This is a genomic window from Serratia sp. P2ACOL2 (assembly GCF_003691565.1).
Taxonomy (GTDB): Bacteria; Pseudomonadota; Gammaproteobacteria; order Enterobacterales; family Enterobacteriaceae; genus Serratia; species Serratia liquefaciens.
Window position 1 is genome coordinate 2,539,678 of record NZ_CP033162.1, and the last position, 15,817, is coordinate 2,555,494.

Sequence of the window (15,817 nt, forward strand, 5' to 3'; positions counted from 1 at the left end):
CTTTTACCGGGGATCTCAGCCATGAAAAAAACATTAGCGGTTTTACTGACCAGCCTGGCGTTGGGCGGCCCTGCGGCGGCTCAGGCCTTCGACACCATCAGTTTTGGCGTTGACGGTGGCTACCCGCCGTTTGACGTGCTCGCGCCCAACGGTGAGATCACCGGTTTTGATATCGATATCGCCAATGCGTTGTGTACGCAGCTGCATGCCAAATGCGTGTTCGTCAAACAACCCTTCGAAAGCATGATTGCCGCGCTCAATGCCCATAAGTTCGATGCCATTATCGCTTCGCTGACCATCACCGATGAGCGCAAAAAGGAAGTGGATTTCACCGATCGCTATTACCGCAGTTCCGCCCAGTTGGTGGCGCGTAAAGGCAGCGCTTTACTGCCCGACGTTGCCAGCCTGAAAGGCAAAACCGTCGGCGTGCAGACCGGCTCGATACATGAAGCCTACGCGAAACAACATTGGGGCGGAAAAGGGGTGAAAATTGTTTCTTACGCCAACCAGGATAATGTCTATCTGGATCTGATGTCCGGCCGCATTAATGCGTCGTTGCAGGACAATACTCAGGCCGCCAGCAGCTTTATCGATACCCCGCGCGGGCAGAAATTTGCCTTTGCCGGCCCGGTGATTGAAGACAGCAGCATTTCCTCCGACGTCGGCATCGCGGTAGGCAAAGACAACCCGGCGCTGCGCGATGCGTTAAACGGTGCGATCAAGGCCATTCGTGCCGATGGTACTTACGAAGCCATCCAGAAAAAATATTTCAGCTTCGATATTTACGGTAACTAAACCGGCGCGCTAATGCCGGCTGGCCCGGCAATCTGTCAAGTATGGGAGGCCGGGTATGGTCACAGAGTATTTACCGTTGCTGGCGCAGGGGGCGGCGCTGTCGCTGTGCGTCATGCTGGTGTCACTGGCGGTGGCGCTGGCGCTTGGACTGGTCAATGCGCTGATCAAACTCTTTGGTCCGCGCTGGCTGCGCTGGGTTTCAACCGGCTACACCACGCTGGTGCGCGGTATCCCCGAACTGGTGATTATGCTGCTGTTGTTCTTTGGCGGTGAGATGCTGGTTAACGGAGCCTTGGGGCTGCTGGGGCTGGGGCCGCTGCGGTTCAACACCTTTATCTCTGGGGTGTTGGCGATTGGCTTCGTGTTTGGCGCTTACTATACCGAAACCTTCCGTGGCGCGTTTCTTACCGTGGAGCGTGGCCAACTTGAGGCCGCGATGGCCTATGGGATGAGCCCAGGCCAGGTATTTCGCCGTGTTTTGTTACCCCAAATGCTGAGCTTTGCCATCCCCGGCATCAACAACAACTGGCTTGGGCTGATGAAGGCCTCGGCGCTGGTGTCGATCCTCGGGCTGGAGGATATGGTCTGGCTGGCCGAGCAGGCCGGGCGTGCAACGCAAAAGCCTTTCCTGTTTTATTTCCTGGTGGCGCTGATTTATATGGCGATCACGGCGATTTCCAGTTGGGGCTTTAGCCGGCTGTCGCGGCGATACGCCTTGGTTTCCTCAAATGCAGGAGCCCGCTGATGAACCTGCAAAATATGCTGGAAGCCGTACCGAGTTTTCTGTGGAGTGACGGCTCCGACGTCACTGGGTTAGCGATGACCGCCAAACTGTTTTTGTTGTCGGTCGTCCCCGGCTTATTGCTGGCGATGTTAATGGCGATAGGTCAGGTTTACGGCCCGCGTCCGCTGTCTTATCTGATCCGCAGCGTGACCTACTTTTTCCGCAGTACGCCGCTGTACCTGCAATTGATGCTGATTTATTACGGCCTGTCGCAGTTTGACGTGGTGCAGTTGGGTTGGCAGAACGACCAACCTTTCTGGCTGCTGTTTCGCGACGCGACCTTCTGCGCCACGCTGGCGCTGGTACTCAATACCAGTGCCTACGTCGCGCAGCTGCTGGCCGGCATGATGGAGACCTTCCCGCGCCAGGAGTGGATTGCCGGTGAAGCCTATGGCATGAGCCAGCGGCAGATCATTCGCCGGCTGGTGCTGCCGGCCACGCTACGACGCGGCATTCCAGCACTCAACAACGAAATGGTGTTTTTGCTGCATGCCACTTCGCTGGCCAGCACGGTAACGCTATTGGATATCACCGGCGTGGCACGGGCACTTTATGCCGCCACCTATTCGCCATTTATCCCGTTTTTGATGGCTGCGGCGCTCTACCTGCTGTGCACCTTCCTGCTGATATTCCTGTTTTCGCGGGCAGAGCGACGCTGGTTGGGCTTTATACGTCGTGATTGAGACCGTTCAGGAACGTTTGATGGATTGCAGTTCGGTCAGGGTGACGATTTTATCCACCCGGAATTTCTTGCTGGTCAGCCAGCTGTCGGCCAGCAACCGGTAGTTTTCCATGCTGCGACAGCCAATGCGCACCAGAAAATCGAAGTTGCCGCTGACCAGCCAGCAATCCAGCACCTCCGGGGTATTACGCATCTCCTGCTCAAACGCCGGTTGAGAATGACCGTGGTCGGCCAGCGCAATCTGAGCCTGGATCACGAACGCATGCTCCGGCTCCGGCAGCTCGATGATGGCACTGTAGCCGCGGATGATGCCGTCGCGCTCCAGCCCACGCACCCGCTCCAGACAGGGGCGTGCGGTCAGATTGACCTGCTCGGACAGCTTTTGATAGGAAATGCGGCCATCCCGGCACAGTATTTCAAGGATTTTTTTGTCGATGCGATCAAGCCGGGCTTTCTTTTCCACAGATAGGGCGTCCAATGAAAAGTAAACATCATAAGTTACCTGAACATGCCCTGGGGGGGCAGCGCCAATTCACCAGTTTTCATTTCGGCCAGCCGGGCAAAGGCGAAAAAATTTACCTGCAGGCCGGTCTGCATGCCGACGAACTGCCCGGCATGCTGGTGCTGCATTATCTTAAAAGATTACTCAGCCAGGCGGAACGGCGTGGTGAGCTGCAAAGCGAAATAATTCTGGTGCCGCTGGCCAATCCTCCAGGGCTGGCGCAGGTACTGCTCAACGGCGGCGTAGGGCGCTTCGACCTGGTTAGCGGTCGCAACTTCAACCGCGATTTTCCCGATCTGGCGCGTCTGCTGCAAAACCACGATTTTACCGCCTCGGAACCCCTTCAGCCGCAAGTCCGGGCCGCCATGCGTACCGTTTTGCAAGCCATGACCGAGGGCAGTGAAGTCACGGCACTGCGGCGGCAATTGCTGCTACTGGCCTGTGATGCCGATGTAGTGCTGGATCTGCACTGTGACGATCGGGCGATCTTGCATATGTACGCCGATCCGGCCTGGGAACGGCAGGCCGAAATTCTGGCGCGCTTTATGAACATAGCGGCGGTACTGCTTTCGCAAGACAGCGGTGGCGGCTCATTTGATGAAGCCTGCGGTTTGCCCTGGCTTCGGCTGGCGCAACAGCATCCTGACCTAAGCCAGCTCAAACCGGGCTGCATGGCGGTTACGCTGGAGTTACGCGGACAGCGGGATGTCAGCCATGAATTGGCCAGCGGTGACGCAGAACGCTTGTACCGTTATTTACAGCACCGAGGCGCCGTTGCCGGACCCTCTCCGGCGATACCGCAATGTGAAGTGGCGATGCTGCCGTTCGCCGCCGGGGAGATCGTTACCGCATCCGCCAGCGGTATTCTGCTGTTGTTGCGCCAGCCGGGGGAATGGGTGGAAGCCGACGAGGCGGTGGCCGAAATTATCGACCCGATCACCGATACGGTAAAAGCGGTGCGCGCCAAGGCCGGCGGGCTGATTTATGCCTGTCGGCAAGCGCCTTTTGTCACCCTGGGAGCCGAAGTGATGAAGATTGCCGGTAAAACTGCCTATGCGGGTGGTGGTGAGTTGGCGTCCTGAGTCGATTTATTCGTGAATTGGTATCGTCGCCAGCGGCGACTTTGTGACGTTAAAAAACAATAATGCCTATATTCAATCGATTCTGCGGCAAGAGGCGTTAAAGCAAGCCAGCTGAGGCAGAGCACGAGCAAGTCCGTAGCCGCCGGTCTCAGGCAGTGAGCATGCTGGCGGGAAAGATGGCTTGCGGACCGCGGTCCATGTTAAATTTGTGCCAGGTAACTCTGTATCCCTGATGACAAAGAGAATTTAACATGAAGATCGGCCATTTTTATCCCATCACGAAGGATGTTGCCCCCAAGGCCTGCAACGTGGCTCTGCGACTGCGGGCCATTGAATATCAGCGATAACCGATCCGCCCCGAAGAAGTCAGACGCTATGCGCACCACCAAACCACGCCGCCCGCATGGCCGATGGGTCTACTACATTCTGCATGAAGATATTCTGTGGCCCTGCCCGGTAAAATGGGAGTGGGAAAACAGTTACCATGCCTGGTTGCCTTTTTACTATTCGCCAACGCTGGAGTTCGTTGCCGGTAACCCTGCCAAAGCGACAAAAATCACTAAAACCAAGCGTTAATCATTATTTTCGTTTCACGACCGCAATCGTCCTGATTGATATTAAATATTTGTTTTTAAACAAAACCCCACATTTCTTGCCCTCAGGGTTATGAGTAACTACATTAACAACTGTACTTCAACTCACCTGAGGAGAGATATCCTATGAAAGCAGCCGTAGTGACTAACGACCACAGTGTCGATATTCAGGATAAACAGCTTCGTCCACTGAAACACGGTGAGGCCGCGCTGAAAATGGAGTGTTGTGGCGTTTGCCATACCGATCTTCACGTCAAGAATGGCGATTTTGGCGAAGTGCCCGGCATCACCCTGGGGCACGAAGGGATTGGGGTAGTCACCGCCGTAGGTGAAGGTGTCACCTCGTTGAAAGTCGGGGATCGCACCAGCGTCGCCTGGTTCTATCAGGGATGTGGCCATTGCGAATATTGCGTTAATGGTAACGAAACGCTGTGCCGCTCGGTGAAAAATGCCGGTTACAGTGTCGACGGCGGTATGGCGGAAGAGTGCATCGTAGTGGCGGACTATGCGGTTAAGGTGCCGGATGGCCTGGACTCCTTTGCAGCCAGCAGCATTACCTGTGCCGGTGTCACTACCTATAAGGCGGTGAAAATTTCCGACATCAAACCGGGGCAGTGGATCGCGATTTACGGCCTGGGCGGCTTGGGCAACCTGGCATTGCAGTATGCCAAGAACGTGTTCAACGCCAAAGTGATCGCCATTGACGTCAACCAGGGGCAGTTGGATTTCGCCAAAGAAATCGGCGCCGATCTGGTCATCAACTCCAAAACTGAAAACGCCGAAGAAATCATTCAGCAAAAAGTCGGTGGCGCGCATGCTGCCGTAGTCACCGCGGTGGCGCGTTCAGCCTTTAATTCTGCGGTCAATGCGGTTCGCGCAGGGGGCAAAGTGGTCGCTGTGGGGCTACCGCCAGAGAGTATGGATCTGAGCATTCCACGCTTGGTATTGGACGGTATTCAGGTTGTGGGCTCGTTGGTGGGAACCCGTGAAGACCTTAAAGAAGCTTTCCAGTTTGCCGCCGAGGGCAAAGTGACGCCGAAAGTGACCAAGCGTCCGTTGGGCGACATCAACGCGATCTTCGAAGAGATGAAGTCGGGCACTATCCGTGGCCGCATGGTTATCGATCTCTCCGCATCATAATCCCGCCCAAATAACTAAGGCCACCGAGGTGGCCTTAGTTTGCAGTAACGCTAAAAATCAAAACAGCCCGAGCGGTTTACTGTCGTAACTGACCAACAGGTTTTTGACCTGCTGGTAATGCGACAGCGCTACCTTGTGGGTCTCGCGGCCGACGCCGGAGTTTTTGTAGCCGCCGAAGGCAGCATGCGCCGGATACAGGTGATAACAGTTGGTCCACACGCGTCCGGCCTTGATGGCGCGCCCCATGCGATAGGCGCGATTTACGTCGCGAGTCCACAAACCGGCACCCAGCCCAAACTCACTGTCGTTGGCCAATGCCAGTGCTTCGGCTTCGTCTTTGAAGGTGGTCACGCCGATCACCGGTCCGAAGATCTCTTCACGGAAGAAACGCATGCTGTTATTGCCGGTGATTAAGGTGGGCTGCAGATAAAAACCGCTTTGCAGAGTTTGCTCATGGCTGGCGCGCTCGCCGCCGGCAATGATTTTGCCGCCTTCGTTTTTAGCGATCTCGATGTAAGACAGGATCTTGTCGAACTGCTGCTGAGACGCCTGAGCACCGATCATGGTGTCGGTGTCAAAGGGGTCACCCTGGCGAATGGTGGTGATGCGCGCCAGCACTTTTTCCATAAATTGCGGGTAAATCGATTCCTGAATCAGGGCGCGCGAAGGGCAGGTACAGACTTCACCCTGGTTGAAGAAGCCAAGAATCAGCCCCTCAACCGCCTTGTCGATGAATTCGGGTTCCGCCTGCATGATGTCTTCAAAGAAGATGTTAGGCGATTTACCGCCCAGCTCCACGGTGCTGGGAATGATATTTTCCGCCGCACAGGCCAGAATATGGCGGCCTACCGGGGTTGAACCGGTAAAGGCGATTTTGTCGATACGCTTGCTGGTTGCCAATGCCTCACCGGCTTCTTTACCGAAACCGTGAACCACATTGAGCACGCCCGGCGGCAGCAAGTCACCAATCATTTCCAGCAGCACGCAGATGCTGAGCGGGGTTTGCTCCGCCGGTTTAAGCACCACGCAGTTGCCGGCGGCCAGCGCCGGGGCTAGTTTCCATGCGGCCATCAACAGCGGGAAGTTCCAGGGAATAATCTGCCCAACCACGCCCAGTGGCTCATAGATATGGTAGGCCACGGTGTTTTGATCGATCTCAGCGGCGGTGCCTTCCTGCGCACGCAAACAGCCGGCGAAATAGCGGAAGTGGTCGATCGCCAGCGGAATGTCCGCGTTCAGCGTTTCGCGGATCGGTTTGCCGTTGTCCCAGCTTTCGGTCAGTGCCAGCAATTCGAGCTTTGACTCCATACGATCGGCGATCGCCAACAGCACATTAGACCTTTCCTGAACGCTGGCTTTCCCCCAGGTTTCGGCTGCCGCATGCGCCGCATCCAGCGCTTGTTCGATATCTTTCGCGTCGGAGCGCGGGAATTCGGCGACAGTCTGACCTGTCATCGGGGAGGTGTCGGTGAAGTAGTTGCCTGAAACGGGTTCGACAAATTTGCCGCCAATGTAGTTGCCGTAGCGCTGTTTGAAAGAGACCAACGAACCAGGCAAACCGGGATGAACGTATTTCATGTAACACCTCTCATGGGAACGGAGACTGTAAGGGTGGTGCCTGATTGCCGGCACTCTACAGACACTTAAGCATTGCCCATGCCACATTGATGGAAAGCTGTGCCACATAAATAAATAATATAAAAATATCAAATAATTAAAACAGAATAATAGCTATCAATGCCAATAAAGCCCCTGGCTTACTATTCATTTCTATTGTTTTTTGTGTTCCATGTCGCAACGCATGGGACACATTCATGATACAAAAATGCAACACTTTAATTGGCGGGAGTTGGGTATGCTGCATAAAGACCAGACCACCCAGACCGGGTGTATCTCTGACGACGATCGCCTGTCACTCTCCGGCCCACTTTCCGAATCCTGGTTACGCAGCCGGCACTATGGCCTCAATCGAAGCGACGACCATGTTCCTTTTATCCGGCCGACCCTGTTGAAAGAAGTGCGGGGGCAAAACGGTTGGGTTGCGCAGCTCGCGCGGCCGCTGATCGAGCGCTTGGGTGGTGAGATCAACCGCCAACCTTCCATTGTAGTGGTGTCCGACGCCGGTGGACTGGTGCTGGAAACCTGTGGCAACACGCACTTTTTGCGTAAGGCATCGCGGGTTTCTCTGGCTCCGGGCAATCTGTGGGGCGAGCAGGAGCGTGGCACCAATGCCATCGGTACCGCTTTGGCAATGGGGGCGCTGTGCGAAGTCAATGGCGACGAGCACTTTCTCAATCAGAATGCCGGGCTTTACTGCTCCGCAGCGCCGATTTATCGCCCCGACGGCCTGATCGCCGGCGTATTGGATATCTCGACGCCGGCCCAACATCCTTACAGCGAAGCAGGTTCGTTGATTCTGCAGGCTGTCCGGCACATTGAACATCAATGGGTGAAAAGCTGTGTCACCGACCGACATTGGACACTACGCCTGCACAGCGATGCGCGGGTTCTCGGCAGCGCCCATGAGATGATATTGGTGTTTCGCGATGAGATCCTCACCGCGGCCAACCGATTAGCGATGCAAGAATTCAATCTCAACGCGGCGGCCTTTGGGTCGATGGACTTTGCCACGCTGTTTCCGGAAATGTCCCTCCAGACAATGAATGCGCCGCGACAGACTCTGGCGGTGAATAATCGTCACTATTATTCACTGTTGCAGATGCCGGAACGCCCATCGCAGTGCGTCAGGCAGCAGCTGCAGCCTTATGATCGTGACGGAGCCGACCGACAGAAGGCCCTACGTATTCTTAATGCCGGGCTGGCGCTATGCATTAGCGGGGAAACCGGCTGCGGTAAAGAGTATTTCAGCCAGCGTTTGTTCGAGGAAAGCCACCGGCGACAGGGCAATTTTGTGGCTATCAACTGTGCAGCCCTGCCGGAAAGTCTGATCGAGTCCGAACTTTTTGGCTATGCGCCAGGGGCGTTTACCGGCGCCAGCACCAAAGGGTACGTCGGCAAGATCAGGGAGGCCGACGGCGGGGTGCTGTTCCTTGATGAGATTGGCGATATGCCATTGAGTTTGCAGACCCGTTTATTGCGGGTGCTGCAGGAAAAGACGGTCACGCCGCTCGGCAGCCGCGTCAGCTATGCGGTCGATTTCTCGCTTATCTGTGCCACCCATCAGGATCTGGAACAGCGGGTCGCGGCAGGGGCATTTCGCGAAGATTTGCTGTATCGCATTCAGGAATTCAGCCTGCGCATCTTGCCGCTGCGGCAGCGCGCGCACGTTGATCGTTTTATCCTCAATCTCTGGCGCGAATTGGGGGGGGATGCGCGGGGCATCAGACTGGCACCGGACGCTATCACCGCCTTGGCGGGGTATTCCTGGCCCGGTAATGTGCGGCAGTTGTTGAGCACCTTGAAAGTGCTGTTGGCGTTGGCCGATGACGGTAACCTGATCAGGCTTGAGGATCTGCCGGAGCAGTTTCATCTGCTTGCTCGCCCCGTAGCGCCGCAGAGCGTATCGGTAGACATGTTGACGGCTATTCGAAACGCCAAGGGCAATATCAGCCTGGCGGCAAAACGATTAGGGATCTCGCGCAGCACGCTTTACCGCAAGATGGAGAAACATCGCGCCGAGAACTGACAAAGCGGGGGCCCATTCAGGGCCCCGCGTGGTTATTATTTATCGCCCAATCCCTGTGGGTTGATTTCGGATCGTTCGATTTTCTCGTCGCTTTCCGCCCAGCGATCCAACACTTTCAGATAACTGCCGTTGGCAATAGCGCTATTGAGCGACGCCTGCACCGCTTCCACCAAACCATTGCCTTTCTTCAGCGTAACGGCAATGTTGGCGCTGCGCGGCCAGCCGCCCGGCACGATGCCGACCAACCGGGTTTTTCCGGTCAATTTTGCCTGATAAGCGCCGGACACGTTCGGCCCGAAGGTCGCATCCGCACGGCCGGACTGGATGGCCAGCGTCGACGCCGCCTTGTCAGTGACATAAATCGGCTGAAGGGCCGGTAACCCCTTGGCCTGATTCTCTTTATCCCAGGCCAGCAGCACGGCTTCCTGATTGGTGCCGGAGTCTACGATAATCTTTTTGCCGGCAATGTCCGGAGCCGATTTGATCGAGGTGATCTTACTGTCGGATTTCACGTAGAAGCCCAACGTATCCTGGCGATAGGTGGCAAAGTCGAATTTGGTTTTACGTTCCTGAGTGACGGTAATGTTGTAAACCGCGGCGTCGTATTTACCTGAGGTGACACCTAACGGCCAGTCTTCCCATGAGGTCGGCACCAGTTTCAGTTTCAACCCCAACCCGTCGGCAACCAGCCTGGCAATATCTGACTCGCTGCCAATCACCGTTTTATTGTCGCGGGCGTACAGACCGAACGGTGGGCCGCTGCCCAGGATCGCGACGGCTACGGTCAGGGTTCCCGGTTCAACGAATTTGAACCCGGCGGGGATCTTGGCCGCAGCCTCCGGATCCTTCTGGGTATGAATAGGGGTTTCGTTGGCGATCAGGTCCAGCCCCGGTGCAGCATGGGCCAGCGCGGAAATGCTCAGGAGTGCCGCCGCTGCGGTGAGTTTTGCGCTATGTATCATTATTATTACCTGCATTATTATGTTGTTGAGGCGGTCAACTCACTATCCTTCAAGCCGCTAAATCTGTGAACGAACAAAATTGGCTAACTAATTTTAGAAACGGTCAGGTTACAAAGGAGGGGGAGTACTCGGTGAGCGTGAAGGGCTTAAACGTCGAGATTTTTGCACATGAAAGCATTTTGCAGCACGATGCCACGCAAGACCGGACTTTTCCGTTCAACAACCTCAAATCCCTGGCGGATAAAGAAGGGCTCTGCGGTTTTACTGACGTTCGAGGTCAGCTGCTTTAGCCCCAGCCGTCTGGCCTCTTCGTGAATCCGCTTCATCAATAAAGTCCCAATGCCTTGTCTGGCATAGGCGCCGGATACATAGAAATGATCGATATAGCCGTCAGGCTGGAGATCGGCATAGCCGACAATCTGTTTATCAATCTCAACGACAAAGGGGCGTAAATCTCTCATGTGATTCGCCCAAAGCTGGGGATCAATATCGGCGGGAGCCCAGGCATTGACCTGTTCAGCGGTGTAGTCGCGCGATGCGACCTCATGCACCGCAGAGAAAAAGACGCGAAACAGCGCAATTTCGTCGCCCGTTATGAACTGTCGAATCATCATTATTTCCCTAAAAAGTACCGGAAAGTATTGTACCTGCTCAGGAGTTTGAAAGGATATTTTCTCGTAGCATATTGATTACTTTGGCAGCTTCGACGGCCTGGCTGAACAGAAATCCTTGCCCCAGGTGATAGCCGGAATCACGCAGCGTTTGCCGCTGTAGCTCGGTTTCAATGCCTTCCGCAATAATATCAATGGATAATTTCTGCCCCAAAATGCCCATGCTTTCCACGATGCCCAAAATCGCCGGTTCGTTATTCATGCGACGGATGAAATCCCGATCCAACTTGATGCAGTCCAGAGGGTAGTCCATCAGGTGTGTAAAGGAGGAATGCCCGGTGCCAAAGTCATCAAGCGCGATCCTGATCCCCATTTCCTTAAGCATTTGCAAAGCGCGCAGCACATACTTCGATCCGTGCTTGTTGAATGCATGTTCAGTGACCTCCAGTTCAATAAGATGGTGGGGGATGCGAAACATTTGCAGACGCCGCAGGAAAGTTTCGGCGTAGTTATCACGTAAAAATTCGATAGGTGCGGCATTCAAAGACACCGGCAACACCTCCACGCCAGACGCGATCCAGCCGGCGATATCGGCAAAAACCTTCATCTGCATGGTTTCGCTGATCTTGGTTGCCAGTTCGTAATCGTTGAATGCTTCGACGACGGTATCTGGCATCTTCATGCCATGATGCGGACAATACCAGCGCAGCAGCGCCTCAAAGCCCACAATGGCACCGGTTGCCAGGCTGACCTTGGGTTGGTAGCTGGGGCGGATTTGATTATCGCGAACTATCTGCCGTGCGTGATTAAGCTGCGCCGCACGCTCTTTGGCCTTATCCATCATCTGTGGATTAAACATGTACACGCCGCCCCGGCCGCCGTCCTTGAGTTCGTACAACGCGGTATCGGCGCATTTCATCAATTCCGAGGCGTCGCGGGCATCCTGAGGATAGAGGGCGCAGCCGATACTCATGCCGCAATGCAACGCCTTGCCGCCATGGGTAATGGGTGACTCAAGCTGCAACAGAAAGGTATTGGCGATTTTGTAAATATCCTGCTCGTTTTCGACGTCGCCGATCACAATCGCAAACTCGTCGCCGCCCAGGCGGGAAACGAACGAGTTCGGATTTAAATAAGCCGTCAGCCGGCGGGACAGCACGCGCAGCAGATGATCGCCGGCGGCGTGCCCAAGGGTGTCGTTAACCAGCTTAAAATGGTCCAGGTCCAGCAAAATCAACCCGAGCGATTTATGGGTGCTCAGGGCTCGCTTCATTTCCTGCTTTAATCTTTTCTTGAATAACCGCCGGTTGGGCAAGCCGGTCAGTTCGTCATACTGACTGGCGATCAGCAAACGTTTTTCGGCTACCCGCTGAGAGCTAACGTCGCGCGAGACGCACAATATATTTTCTATTCGATCCTCGTTATCGAAGACCGGACTGAGAATATTGTCCCAGTGCTGCAGCTTGCCGTCAGGCGTGGCGCTAAGGCCGGCGAAGCGGGCGTTTTTACCGGTTAGCACTTTACGCAGCGCTTTTTTGCCGCGCGAGCGCACTTCGGGTTGCAGCAGATTCAGCCAGGGCATGCCAAATTGCGGTTGGTGCTCATCGATGCCCAGCGCGACGCTGCCGGCTCTGTTAATGTGCAGCAGCGACCCGTCATTATTGATGACCTTGATGCAGTCGACGCTGGCATCAAGCATGTTTTTCTGCGCGGCCAGCGTGGTGGTAATTCGCTGTTTTTCCAATACGGAATCATGGATATCGGTGCCGCTCAGATACCAATCTGTTTCTTCGCTATCAGGCTTTTTCTTCGCGCCGAAAGACAGTAAAAACCAGCGGTATTCGCCGTTGTACTGTCGCAGGCGAACTTCATTAACGAAAGAGGTCGCCGTGGCAATCGCCTGCTGCCATAGCGGTTCGATAAGAGGATATTCGGCAGGGTGCAGGGCTTTCAACCAGCAAGCGCCTGGGTTATCAAATGAGGAGAGGCCGGTATATTGACACCAAAGCTTATTGAAATGTCCCCCGAGACTATTACCCATGCCAATGAGATTAGGTAAACCATTAAAAATTTCATTAGCCATATCCACAGGCGGTTTTTCATCACTGCGCTCGGGTAGAACACTCATTCGTCATTTCCTCTGAAAACCACCTGTCTTTTATGCTAGCCAATAAAAAGCCTGCGGGTGGAAATATTCAATAGCCGTTTCTGCGCAATAAAAAGCCGCCAGAGAGAATGAGATATAAAGTCGGTTAACACATTAGGAATACTCTCGTATTTCCGCCTTTTAATGGGCCAGCTTAATGAAGTCTCGGCTATTAGACCGTTGCCTGGGAATATAAAAAAGCCCCCGCGGTGAGGCGGGGGCTGCGATCATAACCTGTGGTTAGATTTATTTATCAAGTGCATAGGCAATGACGTAATCGCCACGGTCCGGCGACTGACGAGCGCCACCGGCGGAAATCACGATGTACTGTTTGCCGGTTGTCGGTGAAACATAACTCATTGGCGTGCCGCCGCTGCCGACAGGCAAGCGCGCTTTCCACACTTCTTTACCGGTGGAGGAGTCAAAGGCCCGCAGGTAGTAATCCTGAGTACCGGCAATGAATACCAGGCCGCCCTGAGTCGCCAGCGTGCCGCCGAGCGTCGGCATGCCCACCGGCATTGGTGCACGCATTTTGATACCGAAAGGCCCGGTATCCTGAACCGTACCGGCCGGCACTTGCCACACCACTTTCTGCGTTTTCAGGTCGATCGCCGACAGGGTACCAAACGGTGGTTTCTGGCAAGGAATGCCCAGAGGTGACATGAAGCGATTTTTGTTAACGCCGTAAGGCGTGCCTTTTAACGGCACCGCACCCATACCGGCATTGACCGATTCACCGCCATTGCTGGCCGGGGTATTGGCATCGGTTTTTTGCGGGATCATCTGTACCCACAGGCCCAAACGCATGTCGTTGGCGAAGATGTAATGGTTGTTCGGATCGGTCGACAGGCCACCCCAGTTCATGCCGCCCAGAGAGCCTGGGAAGCTGAGTGAAATATCGGTGTCCGGTGCGGTAAACAGGCCGTCATAGCGCATGGATTTAAAGCTGATGCGACACATCAGCTGATCAAACGGCGTAGCGCCCCACATGTCGGACTCAGTCAGTTTTTCAGCGCCAATTTGTGGCATGCCGACAGAGAAAGGTTGAGTGGCGGAGTATTGCTCACCGGGGATGGTGCGGGTTTTCACCGGCAGTTCTTTCACTTCGGTCAAAGGCTTCCCGGTATGGCGATCCAACACGAAGATCTGACCGGTTTTGGCACCAATGACCAGGGCCGGTTTGGTGGTACCGTCCTTCATTGGGAAATCGATCAGGCTAGGCTGCATCGGCAGGTCGAAATCCCACAGGTCGTTATGAACGGTCTGATAAACCCATTTCTCTTTACCGGTGGTGGCGTCCAACGCCAGGATGGAAGCGCCGTATTTGTGATCCAACGCGTTACGGTTAGCGCCCCACAGATCCACCGAGGAGCTGCCCATTGGCAGGAAAACGGTGTTCATCGCCGGGTCATAGGACATCGGTGCCCAGGAATTTGGGGTGCTGCGTACAAAGGTCTGGCCGGGTTTTAAGGCCGAGTTTGGATCCTGATTACCCGGGTCGAACGCCCAGCGCATCGCGCCGGTGATCACGTCGAAACCGCGCAGCACGCCGCCTGGCATATCAGTTTGTACGTTATCGGCTACGCGGCCACCGACCACAACGGTAGTGCCCGCCAGCGTAGGGGCGGAAGTCAGCTGATATTTCGGATCGGCGGCATCGCCCAGACCGACTTTCAGATCAACCACGCCCTGATTGCCGAAGTTCTGACAGAATTCACCGTTATCGGCGTTGATTGCCACCAGGCGCGCATCGATGGTGTTCATCAGAATACGGCGCTGGCAACTGTCGCCCGCAGCCAGGGTGACCGGCGTAGCGGGCGTAGAGCCGGGTACGGTCGGCTGTTGCAGGGGCTTGGCAACATCAAAGTAGGCCAGGCCGCGGCAACGGTTCCAGACCTGGGATTTCGCGTTGATTTCACGTTTCCAAATCTCTTTACCGCTGTCGGCATCGACGGCAATCACGTTGTTATGCGGCGTACACAGGTAGATACGGTTGCCGATTTGCAACGGCGTTTGCTGATCTTCAGCGCCGTTGCCATCCGGACTCAACGGAGTATCGCCGGTGTGGAAGGTCCAGGCGACCTTCAGGTCTTTCACGTTGTCGCGAGTGATTTGGTCCAGCGCCACAAAGCGGCTGCCGCCAGGGGTATTGCCGTAGTTGTCCCAATCTTTTTGTTGTTTGCTTTTGTCCACCGGGATCAGCGGCAACGGCTCGCCGCTGAAAGCCACGGTAGGGTGTGGCTGGAACATCTGCACAAAGGTGCCGACCATACCAACGGCCAGTACCGCACTTAGCAGGTAAGACAATTTTGCCAAAGGCGTTTTGCCTTCTGGCTTACGCAGTGCCGGCCAGCTCAGGAAGGCCAACAGCATCAAACCGGCAGGGACCATCAGCCGCGAAACCAATGGCCAGAAATCGAAGCCGGCATCAACCACCGACCAAACCAACGTGCCGACAAACACCAGCAGGAACAGCGGCACGGCCGAAGATTTGCGACGGAAGAATTGCACGGCGGACAGCAGGGTAACAATACCGGCAATCAGAAAGTAGCTGCTGCCCCCCAGCGAAACCAGCTTACCGCCGGCAATGGCAAAGAATAGGCCGACAACGGTAAGGATTATCCCTAATAAACAACACCATAGTTTAAGTTTTATACCCGGACGGGCATTTGATTCAGGCATGTCTGAAAGACTCCAAGATAATGTTTTTCTTCATGTTTACCTCGAGTGATCGCGTCCGTGCCGTTCCCTGGTGGAGTGAAAGCAGAGCGTAAATCAAACGATGGGATGCCGATATTGTACCATTTGATTCATTATAAAGTTAAGGATATGTTGCCTGCTAACTAAATTCTTAGCCCGAATTGCAACAACTGC

At 55.0% G+C, this 15,817-nt stretch carries 13 protein-coding genes; 7 read left to right on the plus strand and 6 right to left on the minus strand.

The window, feature by feature from the left end:
- Positions 1-21: 21 nt before the first annotated feature.
- Genes EBA31_RS12460 through EBA31_RS12470 form a run of 3 tightly spaced genes read left to right on the plus strand, consistent with a single transcriptional unit; the run spans position 22 to position 2,262 of the window.
- Positions 22-795 (plus strand): ABC transporter substrate-binding protein, encoded by a 774-nt coding sequence (locus tag EBA31_RS12460; protein WP_020826860.1) that lies wholly within the window; start codon positions 22-24, stop codon positions 793-795.
- 55 nt (positions 796-850) lie between these two features.
- On the plus strand, positions 851-1,540 hold the full coding sequence (locus EBA31_RS12465; RefSeq protein ID WP_122079309.1) for an ABC transporter permease: 690 nt from the start codon (positions 851-853) through the stop codon (positions 1,538-1,540).
- Complete coding sequence (locus EBA31_RS12470; protein ID WP_122079310.1) at positions 1,540-2,262, plus strand: ABC transporter permease; 723 nt, start codon at positions 1,540-1,542, stop codon at positions 2,260-2,262. Before EBA31_RS12465 ends, EBA31_RS12470 begins: the two co-directional genes overlap by 1 nt.
- A 6-nt stretch (positions 2,263-2,268) precedes the next feature.
- Here EBA31_RS12470 and EBA31_RS12475 read toward each other — a convergent pair whose 3' ends face one another.
- Positions 2,269-2,724: an Lrp/AsnC family transcriptional regulator gene (locus tag EBA31_RS12475; RefSeq protein ID WP_020826863.1), complete on the minus strand. Its 456-nt coding sequence runs from the start codon at positions 2,722-2,724 to the stop codon at positions 2,269-2,271.
- Positions 2,725-2,738: 14 nt separating this feature from the next.
- Here EBA31_RS12475 and EBA31_RS12480 point away from each other — a divergent pair, with 14 nt between their 5' ends.
- From EBA31_RS12480 to adhP, 3 genes are all read left to right on the plus strand, one after another.
- Positions 2,739-3,845: a succinylglutamate desuccinylase/aspartoacylase family protein gene (locus EBA31_RS12480; protein WP_122079311.1), complete on the plus strand. Its 1,107-nt coding sequence runs from the start codon at positions 2,739-2,741 to the stop codon at positions 3,843-3,845.
- Between the two features lie 375 nt (positions 3,846-4,220).
- On the plus strand, positions 4,221-4,421 hold the full coding sequence (locus EBA31_RS12485; protein ID WP_122079312.1) for a hypothetical protein: 201 nt from the start codon (positions 4,221-4,223) through the stop codon (positions 4,419-4,421).
- Positions 4,422-4,564: 143 nt separating this feature from the next.
- Positions 4,565-5,578: an alcohol dehydrogenase AdhP gene (gene adhP, locus EBA31_RS12490; protein WP_122079313.1), complete on the plus strand. Its 1,014-nt coding sequence runs from the start codon at positions 4,565-4,567 to the stop codon at positions 5,576-5,578.
- 57 nt (positions 5,579-5,635) lie between these two features.
- Here adhP and EBA31_RS12495 read toward each other — a convergent pair whose 3' ends face one another.
- Entirely contained in the window at positions 5,636-7,156 is a 1,521-nt protein-coding gene (locus tag EBA31_RS12495) for an aldehyde dehydrogenase family protein (RefSeq protein ID WP_020826870.1), read from the minus strand.
- 277 nt (positions 7,157-7,433) lie between these two features.
- Here EBA31_RS12495 and EBA31_RS12500 point away from each other — a divergent pair, with 277 nt between their 5' ends.
- On the plus strand, positions 7,434-9,224 hold the full coding sequence (locus tag EBA31_RS12500) for a sigma-54-dependent Fis family transcriptional regulator (protein ID WP_122079314.1): 1,791 nt from the start codon (positions 7,434-7,436) through the stop codon (positions 9,222-9,224).
- 35 nt (positions 9,225-9,259) lie between these two features.
- Here EBA31_RS12500 and EBA31_RS12505 read toward each other — a convergent pair whose 3' ends face one another.
- The 4 genes from EBA31_RS12505 to EBA31_RS12520 form a co-directional block, all read right to left on the minus strand.
- Entirely contained in the window at positions 9,260-10,186 is a 927-nt protein-coding gene (locus EBA31_RS12505) for an ABC transporter substrate-binding protein (RefSeq protein WP_202914202.1), read from the minus strand.
- 146 nt (positions 10,187-10,332) lie between these two features.
- On the minus strand, positions 10,333-10,800 hold the full coding sequence (locus EBA31_RS12510) for a GNAT family N-acetyltransferase (RefSeq protein ID WP_122079315.1): 468 nt from the start codon (positions 10,798-10,800) through the stop codon (positions 10,333-10,335).
- 37 nt (positions 10,801-10,837) lie between these two features.
- Complete coding sequence (locus tag EBA31_RS12515) at positions 10,838-12,925, minus strand: EAL domain-containing protein (RefSeq protein WP_122079316.1); 2,088 nt, start codon at positions 12,923-12,925, stop codon at positions 10,838-10,840.
- A 264-nt stretch (positions 12,926-13,189) separates the two neighbouring features.
- Positions 13,190-15,625 (minus strand): glucose/quinate/shikimate family membrane-bound PQQ-dependent dehydrogenase, encoded by a 2,436-nt coding sequence (locus tag EBA31_RS12520; protein ID WP_122079317.1) that lies wholly within the window; start codon positions 15,623-15,625, stop codon positions 13,190-13,192.
- Between the last annotated feature and the right edge of the window lie 192 nt (positions 15,626-15,817).

Excerpts from the sequence above, each read along its gene's own strand:
- EBA31_RS12485 (WP_122079312.1), top strand. The coding sequence starts at position 4,221 with ATGCGCACCACCAAACCACGCCGCCCGCATGGCCGATGGGTCTACTAC.
- EBA31_RS12505 (WP_202914202.1), bottom strand. The coding sequence starts at position 10,186 with ATGATACATAGCGCAAAACTCACCGCAGCGGCGGCACTCCTGAGCATT.
- EBA31_RS12500 (WP_122079314.1), top strand. The coding sequence starts at position 7,434 with ATGCTGCATAAAGACCAGACCACCCAGACCGGGTGTATCTCTGACGAC.
- adhP (WP_122079313.1), top strand. The coding sequence starts at position 4,565 with ATGAAAGCAGCCGTAGTGACTAACGACCACAGTGTCGATATTCAGGAT.
- EBA31_RS12515 (WP_122079316.1), bottom strand. The coding sequence starts at position 12,925 with ATGAGTGTTCTACCCGAGCGCAGTGATGAAAAACCGCCTGTGGATATG.
- EBA31_RS12495 (WP_020826870.1), bottom strand. The coding sequence starts at position 7,156 with ATGAAATACGTTCATCCCGGTTTGCCTGGTTCGTTGGTCTCTTTCAAA.
- EBA31_RS12470 (WP_122079310.1), top strand. The coding sequence starts at position 1,540 with ATGAACCTGCAAAATATGCTGGAAGCCGTACCGAGTTTTCTGTGGAGT.
- EBA31_RS12510 (WP_122079315.1), bottom strand. The coding sequence starts at position 10,800 with ATGATGATTCGACAGTTCATAACGGGCGACGAAATTGCGCTGTTTCGC.
- EBA31_RS12460 (WP_020826860.1), top strand. The coding sequence starts at position 22 with ATGAAAAAAACATTAGCGGTTTTACTGACCAGCCTGGCGTTGGGCGGC.
- EBA31_RS12520 (WP_122079317.1), bottom strand. The coding sequence starts at position 15,625 with ATGCCTGAATCAAATGCCCGTCCGGGTATAAAACTTAAACTATGGTGT.
- EBA31_RS12480 (WP_122079311.1), top strand. The coding sequence starts at position 2,739 with ATGAAAAGTAAACATCATAAGTTACCTGAACATGCCCTGGGGGGGCAG.
- EBA31_RS12465 (WP_122079309.1), top strand. The coding sequence starts at position 851 with ATGGTCACAGAGTATTTACCGTTGCTGGCGCAGGGGGCGGCGCTGTCG.